At 73.1% G+C, this 13,524-nt stretch carries 15 protein-coding genes; 3 read left to right on the top strand and 12 right to left on the bottom strand.

Annotated features, from left to right (window positions below; translation table 11 throughout):
* Both C1J01_RS50470 and C1J01_RS53555 read right to left on the bottom strand, forming a co-directional pair.
* Window positions 1-289, bottom strand: a 289-nt coding sequence (locus C1J01_RS50470; RefSeq protein WP_220040304.1) for a hypothetical protein, incomplete at its 3' end; no start/stop codon positions are given.
* 35 nt (window positions 290-324) lie between these two features.
* A complete protein-coding gene (locus C1J01_RS53555) occupies window positions 325-519 on the bottom strand; it encodes a winged helix-turn-helix transcriptional regulator (RefSeq protein ID WP_235854946.1) in 195 nt (64 codons plus the stop codon).
* On the opposite strand from C1J01_RS53555, the gene C1J01_RS51535 reads away from it, so the two are divergent.
* Entirely contained in the window at window positions 518-949 is a 432-nt protein-coding gene (locus tag C1J01_RS51535) for a YbfB/YjiJ family MFS transporter (protein WP_235854945.1), read from the top strand. The two genes, C1J01_RS53555 and C1J01_RS51535, sit on opposite strands and share 2 nt — an antisense overlap.
* A 47-nt stretch (window positions 950-996) precedes the next feature.
* Here C1J01_RS51535 and C1J01_RS38625 read toward each other — a convergent pair whose 3' ends face one another.
* The 4 genes from C1J01_RS38625 to C1J01_RS38610 form a co-directional block, all read right to left on the bottom strand.
* Window positions 997-1,617, bottom strand: a complete 621-nt coding sequence (locus C1J01_RS38625; protein WP_111183912.1) for a TetR/AcrR family transcriptional regulator — start codon at window positions 1,615-1,617, stop codon at window positions 997-999.
* 104 nt (window positions 1,618-1,721) lie between these two features.
* A complete protein-coding gene (gene tuf, locus C1J01_RS38620; RefSeq protein WP_111183911.1) occupies window positions 1,722-2,894 on the bottom strand; it encodes an elongation factor Tu in 1,173 nt (390 codons plus the stop codon).
* Window positions 2,895-3,128: 234 nt separating this feature from the next.
* Entirely contained in the window at window positions 3,129-4,424 is a 1,296-nt protein-coding gene (locus C1J01_RS38615; protein ID WP_111183917.1) for a UDP-glucose dehydrogenase family protein, read from the bottom strand.
* Window positions 4,425-4,563: 139 nt separating this feature from the next.
* Window positions 4,564-5,325: a GNAT family N-acetyltransferase gene (locus tag C1J01_RS38610; protein ID WP_111183910.1), complete on the bottom strand. Its 762-nt coding sequence runs from the start codon at window positions 5,323-5,325 to the stop codon at window positions 4,564-4,566.
* 58 nt (window positions 5,326-5,383) lie between these two features.
* On the opposite strand from C1J01_RS38610, the gene C1J01_RS38605 reads away from it, so the two are divergent.
* Window positions 5,384-6,448, top strand: a complete 1,065-nt coding sequence (locus C1J01_RS38605) for a protein kinase family protein (RefSeq protein WP_111183909.1) — start codon at window positions 5,384-5,386, stop codon at window positions 6,446-6,448.
* Between the two features lie 16 nt (window positions 6,449-6,464).
* Here the strand turns inward: C1J01_RS38605 and C1J01_RS38600 are convergent, their stop codons facing one another.
* From C1J01_RS38600 to C1J01_RS38575, 6 genes are read right to left on the bottom strand one after another with little or no spacing between them, the layout of a single operon-like run.
* A complete protein-coding gene (locus C1J01_RS38600; protein ID WP_235854944.1) occupies window positions 6,465-7,454 on the bottom strand; it encodes a M24 family metallopeptidase in 990 nt (329 codons plus the stop codon).
* Complete coding sequence (locus C1J01_RS38595) at window positions 7,451-8,359, bottom strand: ABC transporter ATP-binding protein (protein WP_111183908.1); 909 nt, start codon at window positions 8,357-8,359, stop codon at window positions 7,451-7,453. The genes C1J01_RS38600 and C1J01_RS38595 overlap by 4 nt, the downstream gene beginning before the upstream one ends.
* Complete coding sequence (locus C1J01_RS38590) at window positions 8,356-9,129, bottom strand: ABC transporter ATP-binding protein (RefSeq protein WP_111183907.1); 774 nt, start codon at window positions 9,127-9,129, stop codon at window positions 8,356-8,358. Before C1J01_RS38590 ends, C1J01_RS38595 begins: the two co-directional genes overlap by 4 nt.
* On the bottom strand, window positions 9,126-10,004 hold the full coding sequence (locus C1J01_RS38585; protein WP_111183906.1) for an ABC transporter permease: 879 nt from the start codon (window positions 10,002-10,004) through the stop codon (window positions 9,126-9,128). Before C1J01_RS38585 ends, C1J01_RS38590 begins: the two co-directional genes overlap by 4 nt.
* Complete coding sequence (locus tag C1J01_RS38580) at window positions 10,001-11,140, bottom strand: ABC transporter permease (protein WP_235854943.1); 1,140 nt, start codon at window positions 11,138-11,140, stop codon at window positions 10,001-10,003. Before C1J01_RS38580 ends, C1J01_RS38585 begins: the two co-directional genes overlap by 4 nt.
* Before the next feature lie 9 nt (window positions 11,141-11,149).
* On the bottom strand, window positions 11,150-12,724 hold the full coding sequence (locus C1J01_RS38575) for an ABC transporter substrate-binding protein (RefSeq protein WP_111183905.1): 1,575 nt from the start codon (window positions 12,722-12,724) through the stop codon (window positions 11,150-11,152).
* A 105-nt stretch (window positions 12,725-12,829) separates the two neighbouring features.
* Between C1J01_RS38575 and C1J01_RS38570 the strand changes: the two genes are divergently transcribed.
* Window positions 12,830-13,471 carry an Lrp/AsnC family transcriptional regulator gene (locus C1J01_RS38570; RefSeq protein WP_328589722.1) on the top strand — a complete coding sequence of 214 codons (642 nt, stop codon included), beginning with the start codon at window positions 12,830-12,832 and terminating at the stop codon, window positions 13,469-13,471.
* The last annotated feature ends 53 nt before the right edge of the window (window positions 13,472-13,524 follow it).

Raw genomic sequence — 13,524 nt, 5'->3', positions numbered from 1 at the left:
TTTCCAAGCAGAAGTCGGCATACGATATGAGCGCTAGTCTCGTGGGCTCGGAGATGTGTATAAGAGCCAGGACCCTCACACCGTCGCGGGCGCGGGCCGGTCGGTGAGCGACCACTGCGCCTTGTAGGCGGCGTACCCAGGGAAGATCGGCGACCCGGTTCAGGACGCCACGGACAGCATGGTGACGAGGGCGCCGACCGCCGGCGTTGTCGATGACGACGGTGGCGTCGGCGGCGAGCGCGGCCGCCTCGGCGGTGTCCTCGGCGCGCGTGACGTCCAGGTCGGTCACGTGCACCGGGTCGCGGGAACCGGCCGCCAGAGAGGTCAGTCGTCGGCGGTCCTGTGTGCCGCGCGAGCGGCGTGGTGCTCGTCGGCCCAGCGCACGACACCGTGGACGATGCCGAACAGCTTCCGTCCGGCGTCAGTGAGGGCGTACTCGACCTGGGGCGGCACGGTGGGGTGCACCGTCCGTGTGACCAGCCCGTCGGACTCCAGCCCGCGCAGGGTGGCGGTCAGCATGCGCTGGGTGATGGGTGTCAGCAGCCGGCGTGCCGTCCTCGGCGCTGTGGGCCCGGCTGGGGCGCCGCCGGCCCGGCCCCGGCCCGGCCCCGGCCCGCTGGTCGCCGCGCTCGTCATCCAGGCGGCCGGCATCGCCCTGCCCGCCCTGGTCGACGGCGTGGCACCGGCTCTGATCTCCGCGGTCCTGTTCGGCGCGACGTTCATCGGCGTCAGCACCCTCGCCCTCGCCGCGGGCGCCCACCTGCGGTTCCCCCGCTCCGTCGCCCTGCTGACCGCCGGATACTCCGCCGGCCAGATCCTCGGTCCCCTGGTCGTCGCCCCGATGCTCCACCACGGCTACCGGCAGGCGCTGATCCTGGCCGCCGTCGTCGTGCTCACCGCGGCCACGGCCGCCGCCGTCCTCCGCGTGGGCTTTCCGCACCACGTGTGACGCGCCCCCGGACGCCGACGCCTCTGACGAATACGCCGGCGGCGGGCTCACCGGGTGGCGGTCGCCCCGGCCGGTGCGTGGGTGCCGAGCAACGCCAGGCAGTTCGCCCACAGGGAATCGAGCCGTCGGGTGTCGTTGTACAGCTTGGCGAACAACACCTGGCCCTCCAACTGGGCCACCACCGACCGCGCCGCTTCCCGGGTGTCGGTCACGGTGATCTCCGCACGCGCGAGAGCCTCGGCCATGACCGCTTCGACCAGGTCCACCTGTGCGTCGAAGATCTCCTGCAGGCGCCCCCGGACGGCCTCGGTGTGGTTGCTCATCTCGAGAGTGAGGTTGCCGAACAGGCAACCCGAGACGGTGCCGCAGCTCTGCTGCCCGGCCCGCTGGCCGGCCTCCGTCGCCTCGAACAGCCGGCGCAGACGCTGCAGCGGTGCCGCCTGGCCGGTCAGCAGGTGCCTCCAGGCCCGTTCCTGCTCCGCCCGGTGCTCGTCGATGACCGTCAGAGCGAGGGCTTCCTTGGACTCGAAGAAGTAGTAGAAGCTGCCCTTGGGCACGCCGGCCGCCTTGCAGATCTCCGCCACGCCCAGGGCGGAGTAACCGCGCAGCTCGATGAGCGATCGAGCGGCGCCGAGGATCTTCTCCCTGGCATCGCTGGTCCGTCCCATGGAGCGGGTTTACGACCGGTCGACTATCACCCGATGGACGGGGCCCCGCACCGTCGGCCACGCGCGGGACCCGGCCCTTCGACCAGGGCCGGGTCCCGTGTGGGTCAGGCGGCGGCGGTGAGGATGGTGCCGGCGCCGACCGTGAGGCCGCCCTCACGGATGGCGAAGCCGAGGCCGGGCTCCAGCGCCACCGCCTTGCCCAGCCGCACCGTCACCTCCACGGTGTCACCCGGCCGGGCGTCCACCCCGTCGGGCAGCGTCAGCTCCCCGGGCACGTCCGTCGTGCGCAGGTAGAACTGCGGCCGGTACCCCGACGCGATCGGCCGGCGCCGCCCGCCCTCCTCCGCGGTGAGGAGGTACAGCCGGGCGGTGAACGACCCGAGCGCCCGCTGCGTGCCCGGCGCGGCGAGCACCATGCCGCGCCGGACCTGCTCGCGGCGCACCCCGCGCAGCAGCACGGCCGCGTTGTCGCCGGCCTCGCCGCGCTCCATCGTCTTGCCGAACGTCTCCACGCCCGTCACGACGGCGGAGAACCCGTCGCCGAACCCGACGACCTCGACCGTGTCGCCGACCCGGACCGTGCCGCGCTCGATCGCCCCGGTGACGACCGTGCCGCGGCCGGTGACCGTCAGCACGTTCTCCACCGGCATCAGGAACGGCGCGTCCACGTACCGCACGGGCACGGGGATGTGCTCGTCCACCGCGCGCAGCAGCGCGTCCACCGACGCCGTCCAGACCGGGTCGCCCGCGAGCGCCCGCAGCCCGGACACCCGCACCATCGGCACGTCCCGGTAGCCGTGCTCGGCGAGCAGGTCCGCCAGCTCCAGCTCGACCAGGTCGATCAGCTCGGGGTCGGCGCCGTCGGCCTTGTTGACCGCGACGACCAGGTGCTCGACGCCGACCCGCTTGGCGAGCAGCACGTGCTCCCTGGTCTGCGGCATGATCCCGTCGTGCGCGGACACGACGAGGATCGCGCCGTCGAGCTGCGCCGCCCCCGTGATCATGTTCTTCACGTAGTCGGCGTGGCCCGGCATGTCCACGTGGGCGTAGTGCCGGGTGTCGGTCTCGTACTCGACGTGCGAGATGTTGATCGTGATCCCCCTGGAGGCCTCCTCCGGGGTCCGGTCGATCCGCTCGAACGGCGTGTACGTCGCCTGCCCGCGCCCGGCCAGCACCTTCGTGATGGCCGCGGTCAGCGTGGTCTTGCCGTGGTCGACGTGCCCCATCGTGCCGATGTTGAGATGCGGCTTGTTGCGTACGTAGGCCTGCTTGGCCATGGTCCCTTCCCTCGAAACCTGGAGAAAACGTGACCCGTCAGGGCCGTCAACCTCCCCCCGCCGGGTCACTCAGGGACTTACGGGAAGAGGTCAGCGCTCCAGGCCGTCGAGGGCACGCCCGAACGCGCCCGGCACTGCGGGCGTCGCGGGGTGGGCGTACCGGAACATGATGACCATAGTGCGGCGATCAGCGCCGCACGGCAACGGATTATTCCCCGGGCCGCCCAGCACGGCCTACGGGCGGCCGACGCTCATGTACGTGAAGCCGAGCGCCCGCATCGCGGCCGGGTCGAGCAGGTTGCGGCCGTCGAACAGCACCGGGCGGCGCATCACCGCGGCCGCGTGCGCCCAATCGGCCTCCCGCAGCTGCGGCCACTCGGTGACCACGATCGCCGCGTCCGCGCCCTCGACCGCCAGCTCGGGCGTCTCGTGGCGGGTCGTGGACGACCACGGCTCCGCCGCGGGCGGCCGGGCCATCGGGTCCCAGCAGCGCACCTCGGCCCCCTCGGCCAGCAGCCGTGCCGCCAGCACCGTGCTCGGCGCCTCCCGCATGTCGTCGGTGCCCGGCTTGAACGTCAGCCCCAGCAGCGCCACCCGCTTGCCCGTCAGCGTGCCGAGCTCGTCCTGCAGCTTCTGGATCGCCCGCCGTTTCTGCAGGTTGTTGACCTCGATCACGGCCGACAGCAGCTGCAGGTGGTAGCCGGTGTTGCTGGCGAGCTGCCGCAGCGCCTCGGAGTCCTTCGGGAAGCAGGAGCCGCCCCAGCCGATGCCGGGGCGCAGGAAGTGGGGGCCGAGCCGGTGGTCGAGGCCGACGGCCTTGGCGACCTCCTCGACGTCGGCGCCGGTCTTCTCGCACAGGGTGGCGATCTCGTTGATGAAGCTGATCTTCGTGGCGAGCAGCGCGTTGGAGGCCAGCTTGACCATCTCGGCCGACCGCACGTCCATCACCACGACGGGGCCGTCCACTCCGGCGTGCAGCTCCTCGATGAGCCGGGCGGTGGCGTCGTCGGCGGCGCCGATGACGACGCGGTCCGGGTGCAGGAAGTCCTCGACCGCCCGGCCCTCGGCGGTGAACTCGGGGTTGGCGGCGTACCCGACGTGGGAGAGCCCGGCCTCGTCGAGCGCGGCCCGCACCCGGGCGCCCGTGCCCACCGGCACGGTCGACTTCACCACCACGGCCTTCAGCCGCGTCGCCCCCTCCAGCGACCGCACCACCGACCACAGCCGCGACAGGTCGGCGTCGCCGGAGGCCGACGGCGGGGTGTCGACGCACACGTACGCGATCTCTGCGCCGTCGAGCGTCTCCTCCAGGTCGAGCGTGAACGTCAGGCGCTCCTTGTTACGGGCGATCATGTCGCCGAGCCCCGGCTCGTAGATCGGCACCTCGCCGGATCGCAGGAGGGCGACCTTCTCCGGGTCGATGTCGCGGACCACCACGTGGTGGCCCAGCTCGGCGAAGCACGCGCCGGTCACCAGACCGATGTAACCGGCGCCGAACACGGCGACCCGCCTTTCCGGCGTGCGAACCATGCTGACCATCCATTTCTCGTGCGGGGGAAGACCCGGGCCACCCGCGCCCGGGAGGGGGAACCGGCGAAGAATGCTTCACCATAACGCGCCCCCGGAGCCCTCACGCCGGTAGGCCGCCGTCACCGGAGCCGGCACGCGGTCACGCCTTCCGCACGACGTAGCGGGAGCGGCCGGCGAAGCCCGTGACCTCGCGGCCCTCCGCCATCAGGCCGCCGAGCACCTCGCGTACGGCCAGGCGCCACGCCTTGGCCAGGCCCGGATCCGCACGGCGCAGCGACTCGACGTCGGCGGGCACCGCGACCAGCACGGTCTCGGCGTCCACCGGCCCGCGCACCGGGCGTCCGCCCTCGTCCGCGAGCGCCACCGCCGCGTCCGGCGGCACCGGCGTCGCGTACGGCTCCCGCCGGGCGAGGGCCTCGACGTGCGGCGCGGTCAGCGGCCAGACGGTCAGCAGCCGGTCGGACTCGTCGTCGCGGTTGATCGCGTCCTCCATGACGCCGTAGAAGCACGGCAGGTACTCCTGGGGCCGGGCGCCCAGCTTGGCCAGGTTGAAGTGGGCGTTGCGGCGGACGAGCGGGTCGTAGGTCCAGGTGACGCGGTCGATGCCGCGCTCCAGGGCCCAGCGGCGCTGGTGCAGCTTCAGCTCCAGCCCGGCGCCGCCCGCGGTCACGCCGGTCACGTGGGAGTGCAGGGCGCCGCCGGCCGCGAGCAGCCCGACGGAGGCGCCGACGAGACGGCCGCCGTCGAACGCGCCGGCCACGTAACCGCCGATGTGCGACAGGACCCGCATCAGCTCCACGGTGACGGGCGGCTCGGCCGGGCTGAAGTGCCAGATGTCGTCGAACAGCGCGTTGACCCGCTGGAACTCCGCCATCTCGCGCAGCTCCCTGACCTCGATCACGCTGCCACGCTACGCGACCGGACGCCGCCGTCCTCCGCCGGGTTTAGGGTTTCCGGCTGTGGAGGACGAGATAGCAGCCGTGCTCGGCGGCCCCGACGCCGTCATGGAGCCGCTCACCCACAACCCGGCGAACGCGGTCACCGGCGGCATCTGGCGGGTGCGCAGGGGGTCGCGCTCGGCCGTGCTCAAGGTGCTGACCCGGCGCAAGGAGGCGCCCGCGGGCTGGGAGCACTCCGACGACCCGCGCCACTGGAACTACTGGCGCCGGGAGGCCGAGGTGTACGCCGACGGCCTGCCCGGGGTGTGGGCGGCCGCCGGCATCCGCGCCCCGCGGCTGCTGCGGCTGGTCGAGCGCGACGACGGCGACCTCGCCCTGTGGACCGAGGACGTGACCGGCCTGCCCGGCGCCCGCTGGGACGTCGGCCGCCACGCGCTGCTCGGCCACCGGCTCGGCCTCGCCCAGGGCGTCGCCGGTCAGGTGGACCGGCGGTACCTGAGCCGGTCGTTCCTGCGTGACTACCTGGAGTCCAAGCGGGTGCCGTACGAGCTGCTGGAGGACGACGCCGCCTGGAGGCAGCCGGTCGTGGCCGAGCATTTCCCGCCCGGGCTGCGCGGCGAGCTGATCCGGCTGCACCGCGACCGGGAGTGGTTCCTCACGATCCTGGAGTCGCTGCCGCGCGCCCTGTGCCACCTCGACCTGTGGCCGAGCAACGTGTTCGACGACGGCGGCGGGAGCGTCCTGGTCGACTGGACGTTCGCCGGCGACGGGGCGCTCGGGGAGGACGTCGGCAACCACATCCCCGACAGCGTCTTCGACCTGTTCCTGCCCGCCGCCCGCCTGCCCGAGCTGGACGCGGCCGTCTACGGCGGCTACGTGCGGGGCCTGCGCGAGGCGGGCCTGCGCGGCGACGAGCGCCTGGTGCGGCTGGCCGTGTGCGCGTCGGCGGTCAAGTACGACTTCCTCGCCCCGCTGATGCTCCTGCACGCCGGCCGCGCGCAGCTCGACTACGGCGGCACGAGACCCGTGGACGTGGCCCGCCGCTACCGGGAGCGGGGCGCGGCGCTGCGGTACCTGGCGGGCTGGGCAGACGAGGCGCGCAGGCTCGCCGACGCCGTGTGGTGAGCCGGTCCGCCGGCGGTCAGCGTTCGAGCACGTGCAGGGGTTGCGGGCCGGCGCCCAGCAGCACCGGGCCTACGGCGGTGCACGCCACGACGTCCGCCACCCGCGCCCCGAACAGGTCGGGCACGTAGATCGCGGGCTCCAGGCAGAACGTCATCCCGGCCGCCAGCACGGTGTCCTCGCCGGGCCGCGGCCCCTCGTCGTGCCCGAGACCGATGCCCCGGCCCACGTGCGCCGACGCGAACCGCCCGTACCCGCTGCCGTCGATCACCTCGGCGACGGCCCGCGCGACCTCCGCCACCGGGACGGCGGGCCGCAGCGCCGCGAGGCCGGCGGCGTGCGCGGCCGGCACCACCGAGTACATCGCCTCGAAGTCCTCCGGCGGCTCGGCCACCGCGAACACGCGCGCGACCTCGGCGCAGTAGCCGTCCCACCGCCCGCACAACGACACCGTCAGCGCGTCACCCGGGTTGATCACCCGGTCGCCGGGCACGTGCGCGGGCACGGCCGTGTGCTCGCCGGCCGCCACCCGCACCGCCAGCACCTCCTCGCAGCCCGACTCCGCCATCAGCACCCGCAGCCGCCCGGCCATCGCGCGCTCGGTCGCCCCGAACCACGCCAGCTCCCGCGCCTGCGCCAGCACCGCCTCGGCGGCGGCCACCGCGAGCCCGATGGCCGCGATCTCGTACGGCTCCTTGCGCAGCCGCAGCGGCGCCAGCACGGACGAGGCCGGCACGAAGTCGGCCTCGACGGCCAGCCCGAACAGCTCCCGCACCCGCATCTCCGGGTCGACGCCGACCCGCCGCGCCCCCTCCGGCACCAGCGCGGCCGGATCCCACGTCTGCGCCACCACGTCCGCGGTGACGACGAGGTACGCCTCCCCGCACCCGCCGAGGAACCGGTGGTCGGGGGAGGGCCGCAACACGAGCGCGTCGACGCCGGCCCGCGCCATGCCCGCCCGCACGGCCGCCACCCGCGCCCCCAGCGGGAACGGCGGCTCGTCGGTCACTTGGGCTCGTGCAGCCAGCAGGCGACCGGCCCGAAGCCCGGGTCCTTCTCGCGGCACACGTCCATCACGAGCGGGCAACGCGGATGGAACCGGCACCCGCCGGGCGGGTTCGCCGGATCCGGCACGTCGCCCGGCAGTTCCGCGGGCAGCACGCCGAGCCCGTCCGGCTTGGGGACGGCTCCCAGCAGCGCCCGCGTGTACGGGTGACGCGGGTCCGCCCACACCTCCGCCGTGTCGCCGACCTCGACGATCCGGCCCAGGTACATCACCACGATCCGGTCGGCGATCAGCCGGACCACCGACAGGTCGTGGCTGATGAACAGCAGCCCCGCCCCCGACTCCACGGCCAGGTCCCGCATCAGCCGGGCCACCTGCGCCTGCGCTGAGGCGTCCAGCGCCGAGATCGGCTCGTCGCCGATGAGCAGCCGCGGCCGCGCCGCCAGCGCCCGCGCGATGGCGACGCGCTGCCGCTGCCCGCCGGAGAACTCGTGCGGGTGCCGCCCCGCGAACTCGCGCGGCAGCCCGACGCGTTCCAGCAGGTCGGCGGGGGAGGTGGCGGTGTCGCGCACGGTGCGCAGCCCGTCGGCGATCTGGTCGCCCACCCGCCGCCGGGGGTTCAACGACGCGTACGGATCCTGGAACACCATCTGGATGCCGGTCAGCCGCCTGCGCCGCAGCCCGAGCGGCGTGACCGGCTCCCCGTCGAACGTGATCGAGCCCTCCGTGATCGGGTTCAGCCCGCACACCGCCCTGGCCAGCGTCGACTTGCCGCAGCCCGACTCGCCCACCAGGCCGACGACCTCGCCGGGGCCGACCGTCAGGCTCGCCCCCGCCACCGCCCGCACGACGGGACGGCCGGGGGAGCGGTGCTCGACGACCAGGTCGTCGATGCTCAGCAGGGTCATCGCAGCTCCGCATCCGGTAGGGAGTCCAGCAGGGACCGGGTGTAGGCGTGCGCCGGCTCGCGCAGCACCTGGCCGCGCGGCCCCGACTCCACGACCAGGCCGTCCTTCATCACGCTCACCTCGTCGGCGACCGCCGACATGACGCCGAGGTCGTGCGTCACCAGCAGCACCGCCAGGCCCAGCTCGTCGCAGAGCCCGCGCAGCAGCCGCAGCACGCCCGCCTGCACGGTCACGTCCAGCGCGGTCGTCGGCTCGTCGGCGATCAGCACCTTCGGCGAGCAGGCCAGCGCGATGGCGATCGCGATGCGCTGCCGCATCCCGCCGGAGAACTGGTGCGGGAAGCGCCCGTACGCCTCCTCCGGGCCGGGGATGCGGACCTTGCCGAGCAGCTCCACCGCCCGCGCCCGCGCCTCGGCCCGGCCCAGCTTCAAGTGGTGCCGCATGTGCTCGGTGAGCTGCTTGCCGATCGTCAGCATCGGGTGCAGGCTCGTCGCCGGGTCCTGGAAGACCATGGCGACCTCGCCGCCGCGCACCCGGTTCAGCTCCTTGGGCGGCAGGGTCAGCAGGTCGCGTTCGCCGAGCCGGATCGCGCCCGACACCCGCGCGCCGTGCGGCAGCAGCCCGAGCACCGCGAGGCCGGTCATCGTCTTGCCCGACCCGCTCTCCCCGGCCAGCCCGTGCACGCGCCCGGCCTCCAGCCGCAGATCGACGCCGCGCAGGATCTCCTTGCCGCCGATCGACACCGTCAGGCCGCCGATGTCCAGCGTCACAGCGCACGCTCCTTGATCGCGCGGGCGGTCCGCGGGTCCAGCGCGTCGCGCAGCGTGTCGCCCAGGAAGTTGAACGCCAGCACCACGGTCAGGATCGCCAGGCCCGGGAACGTCGCCACCCACCAGCTGTCGAACACCTCCACGCCCGAGGCCACCATCGCCCCCCACTCCGGCGACGGCGGCTTGGCGCCCAGGCCCAGGAACGACAGGCCCGACAGCAGCAGCAGCGCCGTGCCGATGTCCAGCGTGGCCAGCACCAGGACGGGGCCTGTCACGTTCGGCAGCACGTCCACCCGCAACGAGCGCCACGCCGAGAAGCCCAGCAGCCGCCCGCTCAGCACGAACTCCCGCTCCCGCACCCCCAGCACCAGCCCCCGCGTCACCCGCGCGTACGCCGGCCAGGCCACGACCAGCACGGCCAGCACCGCGTTCGCCAGGCTCGGGCCGAGCGCCGCGGCCACCACCATGGCCAGGATCACCGTCGGGAACGCGAACACCAGGTCCGCCACCCGCATGATCGTCTCGTCAGCCCAGCGGCCGAAGTAGCCCGCGCACGCGCCCAGCAGCCCGCCGATCAGCACCGACAGCGCCACCAGCAGCAGCGTCAGCGGGATCGACACGCGCGCCCCGTACATGACCCGGCTGAGGATGTCGCGGCCGAGCTGGTCCGTGCCGAACCAGTGGTCCGGCCCCGGAGGCGCGAGCCGGGGCAGGTCCTGGGCGAGCGGGTCGTGCGGCGCCAGCACGGGCGCGGCCAGCGCGATCACCAGCCAGGCCACGGCCAGCACCGCGCCGACGACGGCCAGCGGCTGCCGCCACGCCTCGGGCAGCCGCCGCAGCAGCCCCTTGCGGGCCAACGGGTCCCGCCGTCTCATTGCAGCCTCACTCGGGGGTCGATGACGCCGTACAGGACGTCCACGACCAGGTTGATGACCAGGTAGACGACGCCGACCACCAGGCCGACGCCCATGACGGCGGGCAGGTCGAGGGTGGTGGCGCTCTTGTAGGCGTACTGGCCGATGCCGGGCCAGGCGAAGATGGCCTCGACCAGCACCGTCCCGGACAGCAGGCTGCCGAACGCCAGGCCCGCCACCGTGATGATCGGCACCAGGGCCGAGCGCAGGACGTACCGGAAGAGGACCACCCGGCCGGGCAGGCCCTTGGCGCGGGCGGCGCGCACGTAGTCCTGCCCCAGCACCTCCAGCACCGCCGAGCGGGTGAAGCGGGTGAGCAGGCCGATCGTGTACAGCGCCAGCACCAGCGCCGGCGTCACCAGGTGGGCGACCGCGGAGGAGAAGATGTCCCAGCGGCCGGCCAGCAGCGCGTCCACCGTCTGCATGCCGGTCACCGCCGGGGCCAGGCCGAGCGCCGCGTCCACCCGGCCGCTGCCCGGGGTGAGCTGCAGCCGGTAGAAGAACACGTAGAACGCCACCAGCGCCAGCCAGAACGTCGGCACCGAGATGCCGATCAGGCTCAGCACCCGCAGCGCGTGGTCGGAGAGCCGGTCGCGGCGCAGCGCCGCCACGACGCCGAACGCCACGCCCAGCACGAGCGAGACCAGGATCGCCGCGCCCGCCAGCTCCAGCGTCGCCGGGACGAACTCCGCCAGGTCCTGGCTGACCGGGCGGTGGCTCTGCTGGCTCGTGCCCAGGTCGCCCTGGAGCAGGCCCTGCAGATGGAGCAGGTACTGGCGCCACAGCGGCTGGTCGAGACCGTGCTCGGCGCGCCACTGGGCGACGATGGCGGGGTCGCCCAGTGCCCGCTGGCCGAGGTTCGCGGCCACCGGGTCGCCGGGCACCAGGTTCGTCAGCACGAACGTCACCAGCGTGATGCCCCACGCCATCAGCACGGCTAGCAGCACCCGCCGTACCAGGAACCGCGCCAGCGGATGCGCCCCCCGCCGGGGACTCGTCCGCGTGGTGAGCGGGCCGGCGCTCCCGGACGGCGGCTCTTTCCGCGTGGAGGACGGGCCCGCGCCGCCGGACGGCGGCGGGCCCGGGGTGTCGGACACCTGCGGCTCCTACTTCACGCCGAGGTCGGCGATGTCGACCGTCCACACCGGGTGGTACTCCAGCCCGGTCACGGAGGCCGCCGTCACGATGTTCTGGCTCGGCTGCAGCAGCGGGATGAACGGCCCCTCGGCGTTCAGCTTGTTCTGCACGTCCGCGTACGCCGCCTCGCGGGCCTCGTCGCCGATCGCCGCCGCGGCCTTCTCACCGGCCTCCTCGAGCTCCTTGTTCGAGCCCTCCTTCCAGCCGGCCCGCAGGCCCACCGTCTTGCCCGGCAGGAAGACCAGGTAGTCGCTGGGGTCGGGGTAGTCCGGGCCCCAGTACCACAGCCCCATCTCCTCCTTGCCGTTGCGGTAGTTGTCCAGAGCCGTCGTGACGGGCGCCGGCTGGAGGTCCACCGTGATGCCGACCTCCTTGAGGTTGGCCTGGATGCGCTCGGCCAGCGGCTGGAACGACAGCCCGTTCACGGTCAGCTCGCTCGGGTACTCCAGCTTGACCGTCGGGTTGCTCAGCCCGCTCTCGGCCAGCGCCGCCTTGGCGCCCTCCAGGTCGCGCGCGGGCGCCTGATCGGCGGGCAGCGCGCCGAGGATCTGCGACGGGATGACGCCCGGCGCCAGGGTCGAGCCCTCACCGGCCAGCTCCAGCAGCCCCGCGTAGTCGACGCCCTTGCGCACGGCCTCGACGAACTTGGCGTTCGGCGTCGTCCCGCTGATCGCGGAGTCCTGGTTGGCCAGCAGGAAGATGACGTTCGCCGAGGCGGTCTTCTTCACCTGCAGCGTCGCCGGCATGCCGGTGACCTGGTCGCCCGACAGGTTGAGCGCGATCTGGCTGTCGCCGCGCGAGACGTTCAGCTTCTGCGTGGCGGCCTCGACGTTGCGGATGACGACCCGCTCGTAGGCGGGCTTGGGGCCGTAGTACTTCGGGTTCGCCTTGAGGGTGACCTGGCTGCTGACGTTGAACGACTCGATCTGGTACGGCCCTGATCCGGCCGACGACGAGTTCAGGTACTGCTCGGCCTTGTCCTGCGCGTCCGTGGTCGCGCCGTGCTGCTGGGCCAGCTTGCTGTTGATGATGCCCAGCGCCGGGTTCGGCAGGATGAACGGCAGCGCCGGGTTGGGCGCCTGCGACGTCAGCGTGATCGTCGAGTCGTCCGTCTTGGCCACCTCGACGCCGTCCAGCAGGAACGACGGCGTGCCCTTCATGTCGCGTACGCGCGTGAGCGAGAACACCACGTCGTCGGCCGTCACCGGGGCGCCGTCGGCGAACGTGGCGCCCTGCTTGAGCTTGAGCGTCAGCGTCTTGCCGTCCTCGGACAGCTCGTACGACTCGGCCAGCGCCGGCACCGGCTTCGTCACGTCCGCCCCGTCGAACGTCAGCAGCGTCTCGTAGACCGCCTTGCCGACGATGAGCCCCGTCGGCTCGTACGTGCGGCCCGGGTCGGCGGTCTTGAGGTCGAAGGAGGTGTCGATGACGAGCGTCTTGCTCCCGGAGGCGGCCGGGGCCTGGGGGGTGCCGCCGCTTCCGCAGGCGGCGAGGGCGAGTGCACCGGCGAGCAGCACAGCCGCCGTCTGCGAGCGGGTCGCCATGAGGTCCTCCAAATTGGACGTTCGGCAGAAAGATGTCCAGGATTGTCGGGCAGATCGTCCAGACCCCGTGCGGTCGCCGAGACGTATATCGAGCGCGATGAGGTAATGATGAGTGAAATTTCCAGAAATGGGAGTGGCGGCGGCGGTCAGCCTGGACGGATCGGCATCGGTCTCGAACTGGACGACATCCACATGAAGATCCTCGAGGTCCTGCGCGAGAACGGCCGGATCTCGGTCGCGGCGCTGGCCGAGCGGGTGGGCATCTCCCGCGCCAACGCCTACACGCGCTTCGAGGCGCTGCGCGCCGACGGCGCCATCAAGCGCTTCACCGCCGAGATCGACCACGTGCGGGCGGGGCTGGGCATCACCGCGCTGATCTTCGTCACCGTACGCCAGCAGATGTGGAAGCAGTTCCGCGCGGAGCTGGCCAGGATGCCCGAGGTCGAGTACTGCGCGATCACCACGGGGCAGCACGACGCGATGATCCAGGTCCGGGTGGCCGACGTGGCCGCCGTGCACACCATGGTCACCGACCGGCTGGCCAACATCCCCGCCGTCAAGGCCACGGAGACCGTCTTCATCCTGGACGAGGTGCTCAAACGGCCGTACGTACTGCCCAGCGACCGCGACCGCGCCCACCGCGCCGCACGACGCCCCACCCAGGAGACCCAGGGCGACGTACCGCTGGGCAAGATGCGCTTCGTCGGCGCCGCCGAAGGCCGCAACGCCCTCCGCAAAGACGACTGACCCACCCCCACAATCCGCGCGGCACCTCCAACCGGCTCCCCAAAGGCCCACCC

Source organism: Nonomuraea aridisoli (assembly GCF_003236395.1).
GTDB classification, from domain to species: domain Bacteria; phylum Actinomycetota; class Actinomycetes; order Streptosporangiales; family Streptosporangiaceae; genus Nonomuraea; species Nonomuraea aridisoli.
The sequence above is the reverse complement of the archived record's forward strand: the minus strand, read 5'-3'. Positions and strand labels throughout refer to the sequence as shown.